This is a genomic window from Oceanobacillus bengalensis, assembly GCF_003628445.1.
In the GTDB taxonomy this organism is placed as follows: Bacteria; Bacillota; Bacilli; order Bacillales; family Amphibacillaceae; genus Oceanobacillus; species Oceanobacillus bengalensis.
Genome location: NZ_RBZO01000001.1, coordinates 1 through 23,159 on the forward strand (window position 1 = coordinate 1; position 23,159 = coordinate 23,159).

The following is a 23,159-nucleotide window of genomic DNA, read 5'->3' on the forward strand; positions in this document are numbered from 1 at the left end:
CGCCATTTGAGAAGGAAAACTCAATGTTGCCCAATTTGATCGTACAAGTAGGATGTAACGAAGTTACTGCTGGATTAGATCCAGTAGTGTTTTCATTTTTTGGATGGAGTGTAACGGGGACGATAGTAAGTTCTTGGCTTGGCATAAAAAAAGCACCTCCTTGAATTGATATGTCTATCTTAACAGGAGGTGTTGGTATTTTTATATGCGTTGTTTGAATACGGGTTTACTGAAAATCAGTACGATGACTCCCAATACTTGTGATGAATTGATGTAGGTAGACTTTAGAAAAAATAGACAGATGAAACGAAACGTAAGGCTGGTACTCTTCGTATGATGAGAGTGAGGTATGTTTTAGGCTACGGCTTTACATACCGTTCAAACAATATGCAAAATGAAAAGGTCTATTCCAATTTTTACCCCATTATTAGATTGTGTCTAACAATGGGGGCAGTTTAATTTTTCTCTGCTATTTTACATTTTCTAAACGTTATGCATTGTCCAAGCTTACTTCGGGATATAAAAGCTAATGGTCGTACCCTTGTTTGGTGAACTTTCAATGATTAATCCTTTTCCATAAAATTGTTTTAGACGACGTTCAACGTTTCTCAGTCCCACACTCGTACGTTTTGAGGAATGCTCTTCCGTAAATAACTGCTTCATTTCTTCTTCGGTCATTCCTTTCCCATTATCGATAATGGAAAACTTGATTTGATCTGCTTGTTCTTTCAATCGAATAATAATTTTTCCACCATTTGCATATTGCAAAACGCCATGTTTTACTGCATTTTCGACGAGTGGTTGAATGGATAAAGGCGGAATTAATATTTCCATATTATCATCTGTATCCCATTCAATTGATAATCGATCTCCAAACCTCGTTTTCTCTATATATAGATAGGAACGAACCAAAGAAAGTTCGTACGCTAGGGGAACAACTGGATCAGCATTATGAAAATCAAAACTTAGTCGTAAATAATGACTGAACTCCTCAAGAAGTTCGTGCATTTTAGTGATATTGATTTGACCAAGTGCAGCAATTGAATTTAATGTATTAAAAATAAAATGTGGTTGAATTTGTGATTGTAGCCATGCACCTTCCATACGGATACGTTCTTCTATGGTTACTTTAAGATTCGTTAAGGCATGTACTCTTGCTTTTAATTCCCATGAATCAATTGGTTTTGTAACATAGTCATTCGCCCCCGACTTAAAGCCAGCTAACACATCCTCCGTTCTTGTTCTTGCAGTCAATAGCAACACAGGTAGCTCTGAAGCGGAAAAACGTTTTCGTATCATACGTGTTAAGTCATAGCCAGAAACTTGTGGCATCATGACATCTGAAATAACAAGATCATAAGGTTCTCGTTCAATTCTCTCGATTGCTTGGGCCGCACTTGTCACACTGATTATTTGATAGTCTTCCCTTTCTAAGATTGTGCGAAGTATATCTAGATTAATAGGGTCGTCATCTACTATTAATATTTTTAGTTTTGTTTTTACAGAGTGCTCCTCGTTAGGAGTGATGAAATCAACTGTTGCTGCTAAATTTTCGTTGATTTCTTCCATCACGAAAGGCATATTTGTTTCTTCTATGTCATCCGCACCTTTATATATTGGCAGGGTAAAAGTAAAAACAGAACCTTCTCCTTTCGTAGACTGAACACGTAATGTTCCATTTTGCAATTCAACTAACTGCTTACAAATATTTAAGCCTAATCCAAATCCACCACTCGCTCGTTCTGCATTAATTGCTGCTTGTTCATAAGGATCAAATATTTTATTTAATTCACTTTCTTGAATCCCGATTCCAGTATCTTCAATGTGAATATGTGCCATTTCTTTAGCTATTGTTGCACGAACCGTAATGGTTCCTTTATCAGTAAATTTTATAGCATTATGAATTAGATTAAAGAGTATTTGAATCAATCGATTTTCATCTGCCAAGACTGCAGGAAATGTATCTGGAATATGTATTTGTAATTGGACTGGTTTACCCTCTGTCATTAATTTGGTCATATCGATTACACCTGCAACTACAGACTGTATATGCGTTCTCTTTAGATGCAGTTGAAGTGTCTTTTCCTTTAATCTCGTGACATCAAGTAAATCATTTAACATAAAGGACATACGTTTACTTATATTAACCAAAGTTGACAGACGTTGTTTTTGTTCGTCCTTTAATGGGTTTGTCTTATCATCTAAAAGTGTTTGCGTGATATTTGAAATACCATGCAACGGATTTCTTAACTCATGTGATGTGTTTACTAAAAACTCATCCTTACGCTGGTTTTCTAATTGCAACTTTTCAGCAAGTTGTTTGGATTCTAATGTGATGCGAAAGAATCGTTTAAACCAAAAGGCTGTAAAGCAAAGTAGTGTAATAATAAGGTCAAACGGATAGTGCATCATGTCTATCAATGTATTACTGTTGACAGTAGCCCAAATAATGTTTATTCCGATGCTTAAACAGCCAAGAAGCAGGAAGATGCTTTCGTCTCTATCTATTTTGGCTTTCCGGAAATTTATAGTCGAAGTTAAAATGGAACCTATAAGTACAATGACGAGTAATATTTTGACCGTTTTTAAAACGTACGTCAGTGGTGCAACTAACATGAAAAACATGTATAACAAACAATAGATGATAAAGTACCGTAAAGCCTTTTGGTTTACAAGGTTTGGAAATAATTGATTTATGACCAGCGGAATAAGTGCACCTACACAGATATATGATAAGTAAGCTACTTTTATTTCCCAATCATATCCGACGGAAACAAAGTTAAATAATATCTTATCGTCAGAACTGAGGACTGTAATAATGCCACTTATAAATAATAAAGTAAGATAAAGTAGGCTCTTACTTACTGCTGAACGCATAAAATATAAAATAAAGACGTATATGCTATGTAGTAATAGAACGATACAAAGTATAAGCTGTAATCCAATTGATAAAAGGTTTTGATAGTGAACGGCTTCCACCGTTCCGAATCGAATAGGTTTAACGATACCACCATTGTTCCTACTGCTGGAGGCATGAATAAGGATTTCAACTTCATTCTGGTCTGGATTAAATGCAACAGTGTAAGGGACACTGCTTCCTTTATGTTGTTCTTCAGTTGTTGCAGCTTGCCCAGAACCCCCGACGCGTTCTCCATTTACATATACAGTGGATGCATTATTCAATTTATTTAACCTCAATCCAAACGTGTGTAAGTCTTCAGCATCAAGGAATATCCGTAATCGATAGGTTCCGAATGTAAAGGATTGATCATCCTCAAATGCTGTGTTCCATTTATGAGGAGTATCCAATTGAATAGGGGACACGCTGTCATTTGGTTCGTTTGGTGATATGAATTTTGAAGGATAAAATTCCCAATCACCAGATAATTGAAATGTTTGTTTATTATTAAATTCATGGCCTCGTAAATCAAGTACACCGTCATTTATCGTTGGACTGTCAGCGTAGTCTAATGTGGTTAAAAAAGAAAACCATATTAAACGTATACCGGTTATGACTACAAGGAAAATAACGATAATGAGTGTCCATTTAGATGTTTTTATTCTATTTATCATTGATTTATATTTTCTCCATCCTATGTCTATTAATCTAATAATAGGCGAAGGGGGGAGAATTGTCATCTGGAAATTATCTAAGGATAGTGGAGAAGGTTCCGTTCTTTTAAAGTGGAGGAAGTTGCTCGTCCCATGGTTTTTAGAAGAAGCAGAAAAACCGTCTCCACACCTTGACTAATATTCATAATTATGTCAAAAAATAATGATTAAATATGTGAATTAGTGACGGGCATCACATTCTATTTTTTTGTACATGCTATGATTACTATTGTATTAGTAATGTTTTTGTTACCTATTGTGAAATTGTGAACAAAATACTCGCAAACAGGAGTGAGATAGCATGATCATGAATTGTATTCGAAGCAATAGAATAGTAGCTTGGTTGTTAGGGATATTAAGAATATATATTGGTTACAAGTGGGTAACTGCAGGATTTGGAAAGATAACGAGTGGTGGTTTTGATGCGGGTGGTTTCATCCAAATGGCTGCTGAGAATCCCGCAGTTCCAGGTTGGTGGTCTGCATTTCTAGAGACGGTGGCTGTTCCGAATCAAGGATTATTTTCTTTCATGGTGATGTGGGGAGAGTTCTTGGTTGGTATCGCATTAATAGTAGGTATATTTACTAATTTTGCAGCACTAATGGGCGTTACAATGAATTTGTCATTCCTATTTAGTGGAGCAGGAATGTTAGATGCACAAATGGCAGTGATGACTGTATTTGTTGTTATAGCTGGTAGTAATGCAGGAAGATATGGGTTAGATAGATGGGTTCTTCCTTTCTTAAGAAATACAGTGCTAAGTAAAATGTACAAAAAGCATGAAAAAGATGGTATGGTTGCAGTTTAACGGTTAACAGTGCAATTCAGTTCTTGGGGGAATGTAAACTTGCATGCTAATAAGAGGTACTAGTCACAATGTGATTAGTGCCTCTTATTAGTTAATCTATCAATGTTTACATAGTAATTCGTATTATGAAATAGGCACTTATGTTTTGCAACGTAAAAATGTCCTTCTCAAGTTGATTACTTATCTTTACATATCTTCATTATCTTTATCATCATTCTTATTATTACTTAGAACCAGAGCAATATTATTATTGTTTATCAATGGGTCTACATCTGGTTCATCATGATTCTCCCTGTAAAAAGCTTTATTTAACTTAATATTTGCTTCTTCTGTTTTACTTTGTTTTTTCTTCATGTTATATCCCTCCTTAGCTTACTTTTTCCAAGAATATGTAAGCTATTCGCGAATAATGAATTGTCGGGATAGAGGTTTAGTGTCACAGTTCTGTTTTTTAGTGAACTACATTTTCTTTCTCTGCACCGACCAGTCTGTCATTCCGATTTTTCCCAAATCTTCAGCAGCTTCGAGTGGACTCATTTGAAAATTATTCCTTACCCAAAATGTTAAATATCCAATCGTACCAAAACTAGCAAAAATGGCATAGCTTTGATCTTCATATACTTGGGTTAATTCTTCAGCTAATGCATTTGAAAGTTTTTGCGTATATTCAGGTTTATCAAATTCATGCTGGTAGAAATTACGGTATTTAAAAATATGCTGACATATTTTATATGTAATTGTGTTTATCGATAATGAAGGATCTATCTTTTCACCTCGATCTATTGTATAAAATGATAAAAATTCGGTTGTTATATGTTCGCGAATATGCACCATGAGTTCATATTTATCTTTGTAGTGTATGTAAAAGGTAGAACGGCTTATACCTGCTTTTTTCACAATTTCTTTCACGGTGATCATTTCGAACGTTTTCGATGCTAGAAGTTCTAGGAATGCTTGAATGATATACTCTCTCGCTGAACTAATTTCATCTAGAATATACATAGTAGCCCCTCCTGGAAATGGACATTTTAAGGTAGATTGTCGTTTGTAGTTAATAGAATTATACCATACGATTAAAGTGTAACTTAATAAATATAGGGGGTATAACGATGACAAATGTTTATGTAATTACTGGTGGTTCTGGCGGAATGGGGAAGGCGATTGCAGAAGCGGTTGGTAATAAAGGAACACTTCTTTTAGCGGATGTTAATGAAGAGCGTTTAGCGCAAACAAAAGAAGAACTAGAAGGAAAAGGAATTACTGATGTACACTATCAAACGGTAGATATTACAGATAGAGTAAATGTAAGGGCTTTAGCTGAAAAAGCTGCTTCATTAGGATCGTTAAAATCGGTTATTCATACTGCAGGATTATCTCCTACGATGGCAACTTCTAAGCGAATTACGGAAGTGAATTTAGTAGGAACAGGCATCGTGCTAGACGAATTTATTAAATTGGCAGAACCAGGTACAGTAGCAGTATGCATTTCTTCGATGAGTGGGCATTTTGTACCGAAAGAAGGGCCGTATACAGAAGTGTTAAAGACCCCGTTAGCTGAAAACGTTGTGGAAACAATGGAACAAATGACAAAAGGTGATTCTGGTGCTGCTTATAGTTTATCGAAATTAGGAGTTATTTTAATTGCAGAAGATCAAGCTTGGGCTTGGGGCCAAAAAGGTGCTCGAATCGTTTCTTTATCCCCAGGAACAATTAATACACCAATGGGACGAAAGGAATCCTCCGAACAAGCTCAGATGAAAGTTATGTTAGATAATACCCCACTTAAGCGGGAAGGGGAAGCAAAGGAAATTGCAACAGCAGTGGACTTTTTAATTAGCGATGCAGCATCATATATTACTGGTACAGACCTTCGAGTGGATGGTGGTACGACCGCAAACATGGCAAAACTCCGGGCTGCTCAAGGTAAACAACAATAAATTGAAATAGACATCTCGCCTTTGTAACTTAGGCGAGATGTTAAACTGTAACCTAAAAAACTCTATACCTTTTCAATACACTCATTAAAATATGATTCATTTCATCAATTGACTTTTCAAAACCTCCATAGTACCACTCCATAATAATGCCTAATATTGCATTTGCTTGATAGGATACTTCAAAATCGTTTATTTCGTCTATAAAATCCATTGTTTCCATCGAATTTCTTACAAGTACTTTAATACGTTTATAAAACATTTCATAATAAGCAAAGCTTGAATTTCTACTAAATATAATGTGATAAAATTCCTTGTTATTATAAACATGTTCAAAGAGATAAATCATTCTAGGATCTAATCTTCCGTTTGTCGTCAGTCGATAATCTGTCGTTCTTCTCATCGATTGTTCTAATTCATTTAGGAGGCTTTCGATAATTTCTTCAACGTATTTTGTGACGTTTTGATAATGGAGATAGAATGTTCTCCTAGTAATACCTGATGACCTACAAAGCTCAGAAACGGTGATTTTGTCCAATGTTTTTTCCTGGAGTAACTGAATGAAAGCTGTTTGTAAGGTCCTTTTTGTTTTTACTACTCGTAAATCCTGATTCATTTATCATCAACCTCCGACTTATAATAAATTATTTTAGTAAATATTACATATTTCTTGGCAAGTTATTATACATATGTATAATATAACCAAACTATTTATCCGAATCTCAGGTATGTCAATCTACCAATAGCTGCTAAAAATATCCTACTATCAATCCTATTATGAATCTACGGATAAATAAGTATTAATTTTAAAATAGGAGGGATATGATGAATTGGCAGGAAGAATACGACGTTGTAGTTGTAGGTAGTGGAGCAGGTGGTCTCGTGGCAGCTATTACTGCTGCACATCATGGACTAAATACTGTCATTATTGAAAAAGGAGAGGTATGGGGAGGTTCCTCAGCTCTTTCGGGTGGGGGATTGTGGATTCCCAATAACCACGTATCGATAAATGCTGGTCTAGAAGATAGTGAAGAAGAAGCACTCACGTATATGAAGGGAGTCATTGAGGATACTGGTCCAGCTTCCACGTACGAACGAAAAGTAGCCTATGTAAAAAACGGACGTAAAATGGTTAGATTTCTAGAGGATTTAGGTATGAAATGGGTTGCGGGCCCATTATATCCTGATTATTATCCAGAAAAAGCAGGAGGAAAGATTGGTCGATCTATTGAAGGAGAAATTTTTGATGTAAAAAAATTAGGCGAATATAAAGATACATTAAGAAAAGGGGAAATAGAAGCACCTATACCTTTATATTCTGGAAAGGTTGCATCCTTACCAAAGGCATTTACAAACGCGAAAGATTTTAATTCAGTGGTTGGCATGTTTTTAAATGGATTTAAACATAAGCTCAAAGGAGCCAAAGCTTTATCGATTGGAGCAGGGTTAGTAAGTCGCTTATTGAAAATCGCTCTTGAAAAAGGTGTAACCCTCAAACTATCCACACCCTTGAAAGATTTGGTTTTTGATGATGAACGGGTGGTAGGTGTTCAAGCTGAAAATGGCGGTCAACCGTTATGGATTAGAAGTAGAGCAGTCATCTTAGCGGGTGGTGGGTTTGAAAGCAATCCAGAGCTTCGTAAAAAATATCATAACGTAGGTACGGAATGGACATCAGCAAGTACAGATAATACAGGAGATATGCTATTAATTGCACAAAAACATAACATTGATACAGCATTATTAGATGATGCATGGTGGGGCCCAACTACATTAGATGAAACTGGTGCAAGAAAGTTTTTAGTTTATGAACGTTCCATGCCACATTCTATCATTGTCGATCAAACAGGTAATCGTTTTTGCAATGAATCCCAATCTTACACGGATGCTGGACACGCAATTCTTGAAACAGAAGAAAAGAATGGGAAGGCAATTCACTCTTGGATGATCATGGAAAGTAGACATCGAAATAGATACTTATTTGGTAATATGTTGCCAAGACGAACACCTAAGCAAGCGATTGAAAGCGGTTTCTTAGTTAAAGCTAACTCCATAGAGGAGCTTGCAGAGAAGTGTCAGATTGATTATGAAGGATTAAAAGCTACTATTAAAAGGTTTAACCAATTTGCAGAGAATGGGGTAGATGAAGACTTTGGTCGTGGGAATTCAGCCTATGATAATTATTATGGAGACCCTAGATATGAAAACCCAAATTTAGGTGCAATTGAAAAAGCACCATTCTATGCGTGTAAGATTTTTCCTGGAGATTTAGGTACAAAGGGTGGTATTGTCGCGAATGAGCATGGCCAAGCACTAACCAATAACAAGCCGATTGAAGGATTATATGCAACTGGAAATTGTTCAGCATCTGTAATGGGCCGAGTATATCCTGGTCCAGGCTCTACCATTGGACCAACGACTGTATTTGGATATATATCAGCAAATCATATTAAGGAGAATATAGCTACGTCGGAAAAGCCAGAATCAGAAATTAGTTAGATTAAAATGGTTAGATGCTAGTTTTAGATACTCTGCTTTATGGATCGGTAGTGTCTGTTTGGTGTCAGTCCAATTCCTCTATTACTCTAGTGTTGTAGGGACTGACACTATTTGCCTGTTGAAACTTGAGATAAAATACATTTCTATTTAAGTAAAGTCTTTTGCAGGACAACTGTAATGACTTAACCCAAAAAAAAATTACATTTCTACTCTGACTAACTGATGGAATCATCTTACATCAAGATACTATTAACCTCTTCAATATAAAGTTTGGCTTCTTCGGAAAGCTTATAATCAAACTTTTTAATCCAACCAAATTTAAAAGATGTATCAAATAAATCACCAGTATCTAAAGCCTTAACTCTTTTAGAAGATAGAGTGGGATGTTGAAATTTTGTAGAAATATCATGTCCAATTGTTACTGCACCATGTTCTACGACAGCTTTATTAATTATTTCTAAATTCGTTGTTTGGAAGAAAATATCAATTGGTCCAAATAATCTTTGGAAATTAGAAACAAAGTCCAGAACATATTCATCTTTATATAAAACAAATTGTTGTTCTTTCAGTACATCTGGAAGAATACTTTTGTTTGAATGTGTTAATCCAGATCGTTCAGAAGCATAGACTAAGAGTTTCCCCTCTGTAATCGGAGTAAATTGTAGTCCAGTAACAAGGTCGAAATTCCCTTTATTTACAGCGATAAACCCTGTGTCAATTTCATCATTTTTTATATCTTCAACGATTTTCAAACTTGCTTTCTCATTTACCTCAATCTTTAAGTTTGAGCCCTTTTCCTTGAATGATAAATATGTATCTACTATCGGACTTATTAGGCCGGGAATTAAGGATATTCGAAGTGAATCATTGAAGTTGTTTATTTGATTCGCTTCTTTCTTTAATTGAAAAATTGAATATAGTACGTTTTGTGCCTTTTCTATTAAACGATCTCCTTCTCTTGTAGTGATGACTCCGGCCCTAGAACGAATAAAAATTTTCACATTTAGTTCGGACTCTAACTTTGTAATAGCCTGACTTAAAGCAGACTGACTAATGTTTAAGTTTTTTGCAGCAGCAGCTAATGATTTAGATTTTGCTACTTCAACAATATAGGTTAATTGTTCGATACTCATTCCATCATTCCTTAAGTAAAAGTTAACATATATTAAATTATATTAACTTTTACTAAATATTTCAAATTGATATAATAGAATGGTAAACATAAAGAGGGGGAGTAATGATGAAAGCAGCAGTATGGCATGATATAAAAGATTTACGTGTTGAGGAAATACAAGAACCCAACGTTTCATCTGGTCAAGTAAAGGTGAAAGTAGAATGGGCAGGTATTTGTGGAAGTGACCTTCATGCGTATTCAGATGGATTATCTTTGGAACCGCATCCAATTAGCGGTCAAAAACCACCACTTACACTAGGACATGAATTTTCAGGAACAATCGTGGAAGTTGCAGATGATGTTACTAGCCGTCAAGTAGGTGAAAGAGTTGCTATTGAGCCTTTAATTTACTGTGGGGAATGTGATGCGTGTAAAAGAGGATATTATAATCAATGTGGCAAAGTTGGATTTGTCGGACTACAACGTGATGGCGGTTTTGCTGAATATGTAATTATTGATGAGAATATGGCACATGTACTACCTGAAAATGTATCCTTTGAAGAAGGAGCGTTAGTCGAGCCTACAGCAGTTTCTTTTTATGCAGTTAGAGAAAGTAAATTAAAAGCAGGGGACTCTGTTGTGATTTTTGGTGCAGGTCCAATTGGATTATTGACTTTGTTATCTGTTAGAGCAGCTGGAGCAGCAAAAATCATTGTTGTTGATCTATCAGAAGAGCGTTTAGAAAAGGCAAAAGAATTAGGTGCTACAACTGTTATTAATGGAATGCGTGATGATATTGTGGAAACTATTCTTGGGCTAACAAACGGTGGAGTTAGTGTTGCTTATGAGTGTGCAGGTGCACAACCGACAATGACGCATGCCGTTGCATCTGTAAAACAAGGTGGACAAGTTATGGCAATTGCTGTTTTTGCAAAGCCTATTGCAGTTGATATGGGACAGCTTTTGTTTAAGGCGGCAGATATTACATCAACACTTGCTTATAGACATGTATTCCCTGAAGTGATTGATATGATATCAACTGGCAGATTAGATGTAAAACCTGTTATTACGAAGAAAATTGAACTTGAAGATATCGTTGAAGAAGGATTTAATCAACTAATTAACGATAAGAAACAAGCAAAAATTTTAGTAAAGCCTTCAAATAATTAATTCATTTAAATCAAGGAGGAATTGTTATGTCTAATGAATCAGGTAAAGTTGCAATTGTCACTGGTGGAGCTTCAGGAATTGGTTATGCTATTGTTCAACGCTTATTAAAAGCGGATGTAAAAGTAGCTGTTGCTGATCTAAATCTGGATAAATTAAAAGATATGGAAGAAAAGCACAAAGGAAATTTGATTGGCTGCGTAACTAACGTAACAAAAGAAGCAGATATTCAAAACTTAGTTCAAAAAACGGTTGAAACATTTGGTGGACTGGATTATGCATTCAATGTTGCAGGTGCTTCTAAATCAGGTGCAATTGTTGACCAGAGTGAAGAAGATTGGGACTTTACGGTAGATTTATGTTTGAAAGGTGTATTTTTATCTGTAAAACATGAAGCGAAATACATGAAGGAACATGGTGGTGGTGCCATAGTCAATGTGGCATCCTTAAATGCACACGTTCCAATGTTTTATGGAGCTGCTTATTCTTCTGCGAAAGCTGGCGTTGAAATGTTGACGAAGAATGCTGCTTTAGAATTATCACAACATAATATACGTGTAAATGCTATTCTTCCTGGATTAGTATCGACTCCTTTAACAAGTGGATTGACCCAAGTAGAAGCAATTAATGATGCCTATATGGAACGTATACCTATGCGGCGTGCGGGGGATCCAGATGAAATGGCAGGTCCAGCAATGTTCTTGGTCAGTGATGATGCTACTTACGTGAATGGTGCAAGTTTAGTAGTGGATGGAGCTTGGGCTGTAACTGGATATCCAGACTTAAGTAAATTTATGTGAGAAGCAGTAGTAGATATTTAGCGACTATTTTATTTGAGGTTCTTCTCGACAAATTTCAACAAAATTCGAGGAGTGACAGGCACCTTAAATAAAAATCCCTTAAGTTGTCGAAAGATTTATGTTCCATATTACGTTAAATGTAGTAAAATGAGTTGGTACTTACTAAATGAAGAGGGAGAAAGGGAGAAATTTTGAACATAGAGAAAAATAAATACCAGGATCAGTCATTGTTTAGTATCACATGGCCGCTTTTTATAGAAATATCACTTCATATGAGTATGGGGATTATTGCTACCCTAGTCTTAAGTGGATATGCAGATAATGCGGTTGCTGGGGTTGGTGTAGCCAATCAGATTATCAACATATTTATATTAGTATTTAACGTCACTGCAATTGGTGCTACCATTCTTATCGGTCAAAACTTAGGAGCAAATAATATCGCACGTGCTAGACAACTAGCCCGCTCTGCTTTTGGTATGAACTTCTGGGTTGGGATTGTGATGACCATTGTTGTCGTAACCTTTGGAGGTTTACTATTAAACTTTTATGGGCTGAGTGGAGAAGTTTATGAGTACGCGCATATATTCCTTACTATCACAGGGCTATCGCTTATCCTTGAATCGGTTTCGTTAGCATTGAGTGCCGTATTACGTAGTTATGGGCATACAAGAGAAACGATGTATGTAACGGTTATTATGAATGTAATTAGTATCTTTGGTTATTTTATTGCCATTAAAGGGTGGTTCGGGATTCCAGTCACTGGTGTTGCCGGGGTTTCCGTATCGATTATAGTAGCTCGAATCTTCTTAGTTACAGCATTGTTATATTTTGTGTATAAAAAGCTCGCAATAAAATTCCATATAAAAGACGTACTTAAGATTGATAAAACAGATGTGAAGGGACTTCTTCAGATTGGAGTACCATCTGCCGGTGAGAATCTTTCTTACCAACTGTCTCAAGTAGTTATCACAAGCTTTGTCGTGATGATTGGGGATGCAGCCTTAGCTGCTAGGGTATACATTTTAAATATATCCATGGTCTGCTTCCTGTTTTCGATGGCTATTGCACAGGGGACACAGCTACTTGTAGCACGTTACATTGGTGCCAAGCAGTATGAGCGCGCACTAAAGCGTGGATTGAAGACTTTAAAAATTGCCATGATCGTTTCAACCGTTGCATCACTTGCTGTTGCGTTCATTGGCGACCCAATATTATCGATCTTTACTACCAACCCGGAAATTCTTGTTATCGCCATTCCGGTGTTATGGGCAATTGTGTTTATTGAGCCAGGTCGAGCGATGAATATCGTATTAATGGGTTCCTTAAAATCTGTAGGGGACGTTCGCTTTCCCGTTGTTATCGGTGTGATATCGATGTGGGGAGTAGCGGTGTTACTTAGTTACTTCTTCGGAATTACACTTGGGCTAGGTTTACTTGGTGTGTGGATAGCACAAGGTGTAGACGAATGGTTTAGAGGATTATTTGCGTTAAAACGTTGGAAATCACAACCTTGGTTAAAGAAAAAAATGGTAAGGCAAGCTGCAGAAGCATGAGGGACGGTTCTCATGCTTCTTTTTTGTCTGATGGAAGCAAGAACTGTCTTCATAATCTTGAAACTTTCTAACAGATGTAATCGTATTTCTAATAACAGGAATATTTTAGGTAATGGCTAGAGATCATACGTACCTAATATAACAATTAATAAATGAGGAGATTGCTATTTATGAGTGCTAGAAACTTAGAACATACGTTATCATCTTCTTACCCAAAAATTCGTATGATATCTGATTCTATTGGCAATATGATTGGATTTTTGGTACTAGGGGTATTGTTTGGGTTGGATTTTAATTTGAATGGCCAACATGGGTTTTTTGGCTTTTGATTGGCTTAGTCGTACTTAACATCTTAGGAACAATTTGGTCATTAATTGAACCAACCTATCTTTACAAAAGTTGGAGTTACCAGTTTGATGATGATTACCTTCAATTAAGTTATGGAATTTTAAAAAGAGAATGGGTAACTATTCCGATGACGAAGATACAATCCGTTTCAACGAGTCAGGGCCCCATTATGAAACAGTATCACGTGCGCCAGGTCAAAGTAGAAACAATGGGTTCTTCCCATGCTATTCCAGCTTTAGAAGAAGAGATTGCACTTCGGTTAAGAAAAAAGCTAGCCGAATATGCAAAGCTTAAGGAAGTGGATGACAAATGAGGTATCATCCGTTAACGATTGCTTTTCGAATCTATCAATTGGTGAAAAGTAATCTATTATTTGCGCTTATTTTATTTGTTTTTCAGAAGGATTCGGAATTCTGGCTTTGGAAATATGGAAAATATGCATTTTTATTATTTATTATATTGCGCTTAATTTATATTGTAACAGCTTGGTTCGTGGAGAAATATGAATGGAAAGACCTTATGTTCCATATACATAAAGGAATTTTTGTGAAACGTACAAGTACCATTCCGTTTTCCAAAATTCAAAATGTGACGAGGAAGACAACCGTCTTTCATAAGCTTGTTGGACTTACTTCCTTAACATTTGAAACTGCGATGGACGGGGAAGATGATGCAATCCATTTTGAGGTGTTGACTGAGAAGCAAGCGAATGATTTGATAGATTTAGTACAACCGGGGAAACAAACAATTCTGCAAAAGGAACAAGCTGATATAGCGCAAATGGATGAGCAAGAAAATGAAGATTTAGAACAGGAAGCGGTGCAGCAAAAGAATCGGATGGTTCATTTTACACCAAAGCGAAAAGACTTATGGAAGGCAAGTTTTACATCTTTAAGTTTTTTGGCAATTATTCCAATTGCAGTTGGTGCATTCGATTATATCGGACCATTGTTACCAGAAACAGATCAGGTTGAGGGCTTGTTTCAGGTGTTCCTTAATAGCAAGTGGCTGCTTTTTGTAATTATAATATTGGCCGTTATTGTTGCCGTTTCTTTTGGTGTTGGTAGAACGTTTATCCGTTATGGTAAATATAAAATCTCCTCTGATGCTAGCTATATCTATATTGATAGAGGAGTACTGGATGAGAGTTATTTTGCCATTGAAAAGCGAAAAATTCAGGGGCTTGAAATTGAGCAAACATGGATAAAACGAATATTTGGCTTAGCGGAAGTAAAATTAATTAGCACAGCCAATCCAAAAAATGTGGACGGCTCCGTAAATGTGAACTCACTATATCCATTTTTGCCTGTGAATAAAGCGTACCACTTAATAAAGGAATTACTGCCCATCTATCAATTGAATGGACAGTTAGAAAGGTTACCACGCAAATCATTGTGGGTTAAATTGTTAAGACCTAGTTGGATATGGATAGTGGCAACAATTGGTTTGGCCTATTTTAAGCCTGCTATATTTCAAATTGATCAAGCATGGTGGATCGTTAGTCTACTTTTATTATGTTGTATTCTATTGCACCGGATCCTTGATTATATTCATACAAGATATGCAGTTTCCGAGGACCAGGTACAATGGTGGCACGGAGGTTTGACAAGTCGCATGTTCATTACCAAAAGGAAAAACGTGGTTGAAATCACGAATTCCCAAACGTTACTACAAAAATATTTTCAAGTTGCTTCTGTTACAACGACGAATCGTTCTGTTCCAGCACATAAGGAAAAAATCAATGATATTCCGTTACCATATGCAATTGATATTGAAGATTGGTATCTTAAGCGTAAGGAGGATGTGGAATTTGAAGAAGCATGAGGGACAGTGTGATCCTGTCCCTACTGTACTACCTTGGATGTTTCTGCTTCAAATCCCATCTTATTAATACGCTTAATGATATCGGTAATACTTGTTAATTCCTTGACAAACGTAACAGATGCCTTTTCTGTTTCATAGTCAACGTTTACGTGACATACTCCACCCAATTTTGAAACGGACTTTTCTACTTTTTTTGGGCAATTTGGACAATGCATTCCTTTTATATCTAAGTAGACCATTTCTTTCATTTAATCATTCACCTCCACTCAGCTATTTTATCTTACTAGCATCAAAAGAAATTTATGATAACTCCAGTATTTATTTGGATATAAATTGTGTTCAAAAGGGAAAGAAATCAAGAAAAGGCCACTCACCAAATTTATGGGAAGTGGCCTTTTTGTGTACTGTCTATTCGTGAGACTGTAATGAAAATGATAAATGGTTCAGCCTTGTTTACTATCCCTTTACAGTATTTTCTACTACTACTTTGGAAGAAACGAGTTCGACTGTATTTGCGATAGTGTCGCCAACTGGACAATGGTTTTCGATGAATGCTTTATATGCTTCAACCTTTTCTTCAGAAGCATCTGTTTCAATGTGAAATGTATAACGAATATTAGAAAAACCTGGTCGTACATCCGATTTTCCTAAAAATCCATCAAGATCAATATCTCCTTCTAATTCCACCCAGAACTTTTGCAGGTTAACTTCAAACTTATTAGCGTATGTTCTCGCTACGATAGACTGGCATGCACCTAAGGCAGAAAGAAGCAGTTCAACTGGATTCATTCCTTTATCGGTTCCTCCAAGATTCTGTGGCTCATCTACAATCACCTTGTGTCCTCTTGCCTCTGTTTCTACCAACACGTTTTCTTGTAAAACTGTTTTTGCATGAATAGTTGTTACAGCCATCTAGCATCTCTCCTTTTATTTAAATTAAAAACCCTTCTCAAAATAGAGAAGGGTTCACAAAACATGGGCATAAAAAATAAGTTTTGTTCGCACCTTCTCATCTTTGGAATCTTCGTTCATTCCTCTGAAATTAGCACCATGCTATGGGAAAAACTCATTTCGCCTTGGGCTGGTTGCCGAGAGTTCACAGGGTCAGTCCCTCCCTCTCTCTGGATAAGAAGTAATTCGTATTATTTTAATCGGATTTATATTATATAATATCATAAAATATAATGAAGTCAATATAACTTTCTGAATTATTGTTTTTTAATGTGACAGTTACTTCATGCTTAAGAAACAATCCATTTTTGCCACAATTATTAACAAAATATGTTGCTGAACGTTGATAGACTCCTTCAATTTTCTTATATATACTTAAAACAATGAGGAGTTGAGGATATGATTGGTATGAATATTCGTGTTTTGCGTAAGAAATATAAGTTGAGTCAAGAGGTGCTGGCGGAGCGGGTTAATGTTTCACGGCAAACGGTTGCGAAGTGGGAAAGTGGAGAGGCTTTACCTGATATTTATAAATGCCAATTACTTGCGGATATTTTTCAAATAACATTGGACCAACTGTCTAAAGATATGAGTAAGGAAGAATTAGATCATCTGGCACCAAAGGGGAAACATTTTTTTGGCGTTGTAAAAGTAGGTGAGCGCGGTCAAATTGTTATCCCAAAGGAGGCGAGGAAATTGTTTCAGATTCAGGCTGGCGACAAGCTGATGGTTTTAGGTGAAGATGATTCAAAAGGTTTGGCGATTTTAAAGACAGATCGATTCCTAGCATTTGCAGATATAGTACGTGATAAAGAACAAGCAGAAGAGGAGTTAGAATAATTATGAGTAAAATAGTATTCTTTTCAATCCCAGCACATGGTCATACAAATCCGACAATTCCAGTGGTCTACGAATTAGTACAGAAAGGCCACGAAGTCTGGTACTACTCATTTTTAGAATTTCAAGAAAAAATAGAAGGTGCTGGAGCAACGTTTATACCTTGTGATGAATATTTACCTAAGGTATCACAGGAGGAAATCGATCGGAAGGCTGGGAAAGACTTTGCGGCATTAATCGAAATGGTTGTTGATACGACGATTTCATTGGATGAAAAGGTATGTGCCGACTTAAAGAAGTCTAAGCCTGATTGCATTGTATCTGATTCGTTATGCTTTTGGGGAAAATTATTCGCGATGAAACTTGGAATACCTTATTTTTGTTCTACTACATCCTTTGCATTTAATCAGTATACAGCAAAACTGATGAAACCTGGCTTCATAGAAATGACTAGAATGATTGTTGGCATGCCTCGAATTAACAAAAAGCTGAAGTTGCTCAGGGACCATGGGTATGAAGTTGATAATTTTGTATCGATTATACAAAATGATAATGATACAAATACCGTTGTGTATACATCAAAGGAATTTCAGCCAATGGTAGAAACCTTTTCTGACAAATATGCGTTCGTCGGTCCTTCAATAAGAATGAGTTCAGAAGTAATCGAAGCGAAAAATGACAAGAAACTTATATACATTTCTCTAGGAACGGTTCTTAATCAAAATATAAAGTTCTATCAAAATTGTATGAAAGCCTTTGAAGATAAAGAGTATGAAGTAGTTGTGTCAGTTGGGAAAAGAATAGAAATTTCGTCCCTTGGCCATATACCAGATAACTTTGTGATAAAGAACGAGGTAGATCAAATTGCGATATTACAAAAGGCAGATATATTTATTACGCATTGCGGAATGAATAGTGTGAATGAAAGCTTGTATTATGGTGTTCCAATGGTTTTATATCCACTTCATAGTGAACAAAGAGTAGTAGCTAATCGGGTTTCCGAGCTTGGTGCAGGAATGAAATTAAAAAGAATGCGAACGAAAAATTTGGCAGAAGCGGTAGAAACGGTGCTAGCAGATTCAAAATACCTAAAAAATGCAGAGAAAATATCTGATACATTCCAAATAGCTGGCGGCGCAAGAAAAGCGGCTGATTTTATTTTGAGCAACTTGGAATAAATAGTGTTGGGACTACTGGGATAGTTTCAGTGCACAAGTTTTTATTATAAAAATGTAAAATGGTGCCTGCCTCCACCGTTTCGAGAAAAAACTTTTTCGTTGCACAAATATAATAATGTAGTCTGTCAATTGTCGAATGTTCAATTTATGGATAATAGTACGGGTAAGGTGCAGGTACAGGATATGGATTAGGGGCTGTAACTGCTGCTCCAAGTGCCAAACCTGTAAGTGCACCTAAAGCGTATCCTCCTGAATTGTATCCACCATGATTCCATTTTCCGCCATGTCCCCATGATGCATGAGTTCCACCGCTGTGATGTTAATTCATTATATTTTCCCCATTTATTTTAAAATCTCTATATCATATGCTTATACTAAATTGATATTTTCATATGGGACAATAGGTAGAGTCATCTCCTACTTCTAAGTCATTGAAGTGGATCAAAGTGCCTGCCCAGGTAGTTCACTTGTTATAATAGAATTATAAAACCTTAAGAAATTCTTAAGAATGTTATGAGCTGAATGTTAAGAATTAACGTTTACGATAGAAGCAAGCAAGAAAGGCTGAAAGAAGGGTAGAGATGGAGAAGTATAATGTGTTGGTTGTAGATGATGAGAAGGAGATTCGGGATGCGATTGAGATTTATTTGAAAAATGAAGGGGTGACGGTATTAAAGGCAAAGGATGGGGTTGATGCGTTAGAGATTCTTCATGAACAAGAAGTACATCTCATTATATTAGATATTATGATGCCGAGGCTGGACGGGATTTCGGCTACCTATAAAATTCGTGAAGAGAAGAACATCCCAATTATTATCCTAAGCGCAAAAAGTGAAGATACAGATAAAATCCTAGGGTTACAGGTGGGCGCAGATGATTACATAACGAAGCCGTTTAATCCGATGGAGCTCGTTGCTCGCGTAAAATCCCAATTAAGAAGGTATGTTACATTCGGGACGTTTGAAGGCGCGAAAAAGGTGATTGACCTCAATGGACTTACTCTCGACCAATCTGCAAAAGAAGTGACAGTCCACGGAGAAGTGGTGCGGCTTACACCAATTGAATATAAGATTGTAGAGCTATTGATGACGAATGCAGGACGAGTTTTCTCCATTAATGAAATCTATGAACTGGTGTGGAAGGAACCGAATTATAATGCGGAAAATACTGTTGCCGTTCATATTCGGAAAATCCGTGAAAAGATTGAGATAGATTCTAAGAATCCAAGATTTCTGAAGGTGGTGTGGGGTATTGGCTACAAAATGGAAAAGTAGTTTATTAATTATCACATGTACAATCTTGTTCACATTTGGCTTAACCGGACTTATCTTATTAACTAGCCATGGTACTTTTTACGCACATAAAGATTACTTCCATACTTCGGAATTTCTCCATGGTGATTTAGATGAATTTGCTAGAAATCTAGGTACATATGAGCTGAACAACATATCGCTAACGGAGGCGAAGGAAGCGATTACCATAACAGAGGAAGAGATATATGAGCATCGCTATCGGTACGGTGATTTACCTGAACAAACGGATAGCATTACTCAGCAGTATGAAGAACGAATTAGGCAAGCATTGGACAGAGACGATGAAGAAGCAGCGGATGCTTATTATGCGGAAAGAGATGCAAAAATAGAAGATATTACACTTAATTTTGAAAGTGATGCATATGTAGAAGCAAAGATTATCAAAGAGAAAGAAGCAAATGTAGAAAAATATTATGTTCAGAAAGAAAATGGACGAAATACTTTTGAAAATGAAAGTGACACCTTCCAATATTATTTTACCGATTCTGACAGTGGAGAAGCATATACAAACCTTCCTGAGGAGAACGCATCACTAGAAATGATCAGCGATAAGAATATGATTTTTGTAACAGACTTCACCATTACTCCAGATTACATGGTTAACTATGAAGCTACAGGATCTGATGCAATGATGGACGTTTTATATCAATCTGACAAGACGCTAGATGGCAAAATTGGTATATCTAAATCATTGCCAGCTTCAAATCCATTAATGCAGGAATATGAAGATTATAAATGGGAGCAAATCCTATTTTGGAGTGTTGTAGCGATTAGTGTCATTGCGCTGCTTGTATCCATTTTAATTTTGAAAAAGGCGAAGAAATCACGTGCTGAGGTGAGTAGGTGGAGGAGTCATTACAATAAACTTCCAATTGACGTAAGAGTGCTGCTATTCGGACTGGCATGGCTATTTACTTTTATTGCCATGCTAATTCTATCGGGTAATTTTCACCTCATCTTTGTATATAGCGTTGCAAATATCCTCCCGCTCGTGATCCTGATGGTGGCTCTAGTGGTTGGAGTAACGCTAACAGTAATCCAAGCTGTTTTCTTATTCGATGCTTTTAAGGATTGGGGAAACCTGGTGAAAGAGTGGCAGGAAAGTCTTTTGTATCGAATACTTAAGATTTTGAAGCGTGTATGGAAGAAAATGATGGATAGCCTAAAAGAGGCATTCTTAGACCAGGCAACAGGTATACAAGTCATGCTTGTATTTGGAGCGATTTTCGTTTTAGGTTTAGCTGTATTTCTCACGGTGATCCATCCGATTTTTATTATTTTCTATATCCTGTTACTTGGTGTTGTTGGGATTCCACTTTGTATGACCATCATTCGAAAGGTTGGATATTTTAATCGAATTGTTGAAAATACAAATGAATTAGCTGCTGGTAACTTAAGTCAAGATCTGAAAGTAACTGGGAAATCTGTGTTCGCTACGCTTGCTAGCAATATTAATTTATTGCGTCAAGGTGTGAAAGTATCGCAAAATGAACAAGCAAAAAGTGAGCGCCTAAAAACCGAATTGATTACGAATGTTAGTCATGACTTACGAACACCGCTGACATCGATTATTACGTATACAGAGCTCTTAAAAAAACAACAGGACACGAGCGAGGAGCATGCTGCATATTTGGAAATTATCGACCGAAAATCGAAGCGATTAAAAGTATTAATTGATGATTTGTTTGAAGTATCGAAAATGGCAAGTGGGAATATCGAATTGAAGAAGGAACAAGTTGATCTCGTCCAGTTGTTACAACAAGCTTTAGCCGAATATGATGATTTGATTCAGGAATCAAGTTTACAATTTCGTGTAATAAATGACGCACCACCAGTACATGCTGTGATAGATGGACAAAAGTTTTGGCGTGTATTTGATAACCTAATTGGAAATATTTTGAAATATTCATTAGCGAATTCGCGTGTATATATTAATCTAGCAAGTAAAGATAACGAGGCAATCATTACCTTTAAAAATGTCTCGAAATATGAACTAAATGATAATAGTGAAGAATTATTTGAACGATTTAAGCGTGGTGATGTGTCACGTAACACAGAAGGAAGCGGGTTGGGCCTTGCGATTGCCCAGTCCATTGTTGACCTTCATGATGGCAGTCTTGATATCGAAACAGATGGCGATCTGTTTAAAGTAACTATTCGTTTAAGGTTGTTAAAAAAGGAGAGGTAGGTGGAACTCGTGTGCACCCTTGATTTTTCCGAAATATACCGTGCACATTATAAACGGTTATTTCAAGTTAGCTATTCAATCACAAAAGATATCTATTTGGCTGAGGATGTCGTTCAAGAAACGTTTATAAAGGCGCTGAACAAATTGCACACTATCCAAGTGGAGGAAAAGCTTACCTCTTGGTTAACTGTAATTGCCAAACGAACAGCAATTGACGTCATTCGTATAGAGCGTAATAAGAAAGGTGTACCAATAGAGGAAGATGAACTTGTTAGCATTGGAAAAGAAATCAATCAGAATGTGGAACAAGAAGTGGAGATTGCCTTTCTTATGGAGCAGGTAAGCGAGGCGATTGGGAGATTAAGTTATGTTTATCAGGATGTGATGGTGCTTAAGGTAAAATATGATTTGAAAATACAAGAAATTGCTAGTCAATTAAATATAAACCCATCCTCAATAAAAACAAGAATTCGCAGGGCGAGGAAACAATTGAAGGTGTTGTTTGAGGAGGAGAAGTACTGGGACGGTTCTCATACTTCTTATTTTAGTGAGAGTAGAAGAACCGTTCCCTTGATTCTTAATTCTCTTTCAGAGTAGCAATCTCCTTTTGGATGGTAAAATGATGGTAAATGGTCAAAATAATAATTACGAAATTGAGGACATTTGTCAACGTTGTACTATCAATGGAAAAACGATTTTTGCTTGATTGAGTCATGTTATCACCACTTTTTTCATTAATATGGCTAAACATCGAATTATTATACTAGAAGAAATGAGCGATAGATTTCCTTCTGCATAAAAGCCCCGGCTGAGGTTAACCTAATACTGCTTTTTGCTGTTAATGTTTTTGATACAAATGAAAATTGATAATGAAAAAGATTATAACGGAGGGAAATAACATGGTTAAAGACTCACATGCACCAAAGGAAAAAAGCAATAAGGCGAAACGACCAGACGAACAAAGAAGGTCTAAAGGTAAATCCAATGCACGAGGTGGAAGAAACTAATCATTGTTAGATGGTTTAAAAGAAAA

General features: G+C 36.4%; 21 protein-coding genes and 1 riboswitch. Of the genes, 14 read left to right on the forward strand and 7 right to left on the reverse strand.

Annotation, left to right across the window (positions count from 1 at the left end; translation table 11 throughout):
* Positions 1 to 507: 507 nt before the first annotated feature.
* The gene (locus tag D8M05_RS00005; RefSeq protein ID WP_121127509.1) at positions 508 to 3,573 is read right to left on the reverse strand and encodes a sensor histidine kinase; all 3,066 of its coding nucleotides are present in this window, start codon (positions 3,571 to 3,573) and stop codon (positions 508 to 510) included.
* A gap of 340 nt (positions 3,574 to 3,913) precedes the next feature.
* Between D8M05_RS00005 and D8M05_RS00010 the strand changes: the two genes are divergently transcribed.
* The gene (locus D8M05_RS00010; RefSeq protein WP_121127510.1) at positions 3,914 to 4,420 is read left to right on the forward strand and encodes a DoxX family protein; all 507 of its coding nucleotides are present in this window, start codon (positions 3,914 to 3,916) and stop codon (positions 4,418 to 4,420) included.
* 186 nt (positions 4,421 to 4,606) lie between these two features.
* Here the strand turns inward: D8M05_RS00010 and D8M05_RS20035 are convergent, their stop codons facing one another.
* Complete coding sequence (locus D8M05_RS20035; protein WP_183072656.1) at positions 4,607 to 4,774, reverse strand: hypothetical protein; 168 nt, start codon at positions 4,772 to 4,774, stop codon at positions 4,607 to 4,609.
* Between the two features lie 105 nt (positions 4,775 to 4,879).
* Positions 4,880 to 5,422 carry a TetR/AcrR family transcriptional regulator gene (locus D8M05_RS00015; RefSeq protein ID WP_121127511.1) on the reverse strand — a complete coding sequence of 181 codons (543 nt, stop codon included), beginning with the start codon at positions 5,420 to 5,422 and terminating at the stop codon, positions 4,880 to 4,882.
* 107 nt (positions 5,423 to 5,529) lie between these two features.
* Here D8M05_RS00015 and D8M05_RS00020 point away from each other — a divergent pair, with 107 nt between their 5' ends.
* Positions 5,530 to 6,357, forward strand: a complete 828-nt coding sequence (locus D8M05_RS00020) for an SDR family oxidoreductase (RefSeq protein WP_121127512.1) — start codon at positions 5,530 to 5,532, stop codon at positions 6,355 to 6,357.
* Between the two features lie 52 nt (positions 6,358 to 6,409).
* Here the strand turns inward: D8M05_RS00020 and D8M05_RS00025 are convergent, their stop codons facing one another.
* A complete protein-coding gene (locus tag D8M05_RS00025) occupies positions 6,410 to 6,970 on the reverse strand; it encodes a TetR/AcrR family transcriptional regulator (RefSeq protein WP_121127513.1) in 561 nt (186 codons plus the stop codon).
* 209 nt (positions 6,971 to 7,179) lie between these two features.
* Here D8M05_RS00025 and D8M05_RS00030 point away from each other — a divergent pair, with 209 nt between their 5' ends.
* Positions 7,180 to 8,853: an FAD-dependent oxidoreductase gene (locus tag D8M05_RS00030; protein WP_183072657.1), complete on the forward strand. Its 1,674-nt coding sequence runs from the start codon at positions 7,180 to 7,182 to the stop codon at positions 8,851 to 8,853.
* A 233-nt stretch (positions 8,854 to 9,086) separates the two neighbouring features.
* On the opposite strand, the gene D8M05_RS00035 is transcribed toward D8M05_RS00030, so the two are convergent.
* The gene (locus D8M05_RS00035; RefSeq protein WP_121127515.1) at positions 9,087 to 9,986 is read right to left on the reverse strand and encodes a LysR family transcriptional regulator; all 900 of its coding nucleotides are present in this window, start codon (positions 9,984 to 9,986) and stop codon (positions 9,087 to 9,089) included.
* 107 nt (positions 9,987 to 10,093) lie between these two features.
* Between D8M05_RS00035 and D8M05_RS00040 the strand changes: the two genes are divergently transcribed.
* The 6 genes from D8M05_RS00040 to D8M05_RS00060 all read left to right on the forward strand — a co-directional run bounded on the left by D8M05_RS00040 (position 10,094) and on the right by D8M05_RS00060 (position 15,659).
* Positions 10,094 to 11,137 (forward strand): 2,3-butanediol dehydrogenase, encoded by a 1,044-nt coding sequence (locus D8M05_RS00040; RefSeq protein ID WP_121127516.1) that lies wholly within the window; start codon positions 10,094 to 10,096, stop codon positions 11,135 to 11,137.
* Between the two features lie 26 nt (positions 11,138 to 11,163).
* Positions 11,164 to 11,934, forward strand: coding sequence for an SDR family NAD(P)-dependent oxidoreductase (locus D8M05_RS00045; RefSeq protein ID WP_121127517.1), 771 nt, complete (start codon positions 11,164 to 11,166; stop codon positions 11,932 to 11,934).
* Between the two features lie 191 nt (positions 11,935 to 12,125).
* Entirely contained in the window at positions 12,126 to 13,487 is a 1,362-nt protein-coding gene (locus tag D8M05_RS00050; RefSeq protein ID WP_121127518.1) for an MATE family efflux transporter, read from the forward strand.
* A gap of 170 nt (positions 13,488 to 13,657) precedes the next feature.
* Positions 13,658 to 13,816 carry a hypothetical protein gene (locus D8M05_RS20465; RefSeq protein WP_245985077.1) on the forward strand — a complete coding sequence of 53 codons (159 nt, stop codon included), beginning with the start codon at positions 13,658 to 13,660 and terminating at the stop codon, positions 13,814 to 13,816.
* Positions 13,813 to 14,148, forward strand: a complete 336-nt coding sequence (locus tag D8M05_RS00055; RefSeq protein ID WP_245985081.1) for a PH domain-containing protein — start codon at positions 13,813 to 13,815, stop codon at positions 14,146 to 14,148. The genes D8M05_RS20465 and D8M05_RS00055 overlap by 4 nt, the downstream gene beginning before the upstream one ends.
* Positions 14,145 to 15,659 carry a PH domain-containing protein gene (locus D8M05_RS00060; protein ID WP_121127519.1) on the forward strand — a complete coding sequence of 505 codons (1,515 nt, stop codon included), beginning with the start codon at positions 14,145 to 14,147 and terminating at the stop codon, positions 15,657 to 15,659. Before D8M05_RS00055 ends, D8M05_RS00060 begins: the two co-directional genes overlap by 4 nt.
* Before the next feature lie 20 nt (positions 15,660 to 15,679).
* On the opposite strand, the gene D8M05_RS00065 is transcribed toward D8M05_RS00060, so the two are convergent.
* Entirely contained in the window at positions 15,680 to 15,907 is a 228-nt protein-coding gene (locus D8M05_RS00065; RefSeq protein WP_121127520.1) for a heavy-metal-associated domain-containing protein, read from the reverse strand.
* Between the two features lie 208 nt (positions 15,908 to 16,115).
* The gene (locus tag D8M05_RS00070; RefSeq protein ID WP_121127521.1) at positions 16,116 to 16,571 is read right to left on the reverse strand and encodes an OsmC family protein; all 456 of its coding nucleotides are present in this window, start codon (positions 16,569 to 16,571) and stop codon (positions 16,116 to 16,118) included.
* Between the two features lie 94 nt (positions 16,572 to 16,665).
* Positions 16,666 to 16,791: riboswitch (SAM riboswitch) on the reverse strand.
* A 218-nt stretch (positions 16,792 to 17,009) separates the two neighbouring features.
* Here D8M05_RS00070 and D8M05_RS00075 point away from each other — a divergent pair.
* The 5 genes from D8M05_RS00075 to D8M05_RS00095 all read left to right on the forward strand — a co-directional run bounded on the left by D8M05_RS00075 (position 17,010) and on the right by D8M05_RS00095 (position 22,723).
* The gene (locus tag D8M05_RS00075; protein WP_121127522.1) at positions 17,010 to 17,450 is read left to right on the forward strand and encodes a helix-turn-helix domain-containing protein; all 441 of its coding nucleotides are present in this window, start codon (positions 17,010 to 17,012) and stop codon (positions 17,448 to 17,450) included.
* Positions 17,451 to 17,452: 2 nt separating this feature from the next.
* Positions 17,453 to 18,625, forward strand: coding sequence for a macrolide family glycosyltransferase (locus D8M05_RS00080; protein WP_121127523.1), 1,173 nt, complete (start codon positions 17,453 to 17,455; stop codon positions 18,623 to 18,625).
* A 581-nt stretch (positions 18,626 to 19,206) separates the two neighbouring features.
* Positions 19,207 to 19,899, forward strand: a complete 693-nt coding sequence (locus D8M05_RS00085; protein ID WP_121127524.1) for a response regulator transcription factor — start codon at positions 19,207 to 19,209, stop codon at positions 19,897 to 19,899.
* On the forward strand, positions 19,877 to 22,126 hold the full coding sequence (locus D8M05_RS00090; protein WP_121127525.1) for an MFS domain-containing histidine kinase: 2,250 nt from the start codon (positions 19,877 to 19,879) through the stop codon (positions 22,124 to 22,126). Before D8M05_RS00085 ends, D8M05_RS00090 begins: the two co-directional genes overlap by 23 nt.
* The gene (locus tag D8M05_RS00095) at positions 22,127 to 22,723 is read left to right on the forward strand and encodes an RNA polymerase sigma factor (protein ID WP_245985085.1); all 597 of its coding nucleotides are present in this window, start codon (positions 22,127 to 22,129) and stop codon (positions 22,721 to 22,723) included.
* The last annotated feature ends 436 nt before the right edge of the window (positions 22,724 to 23,159 follow it).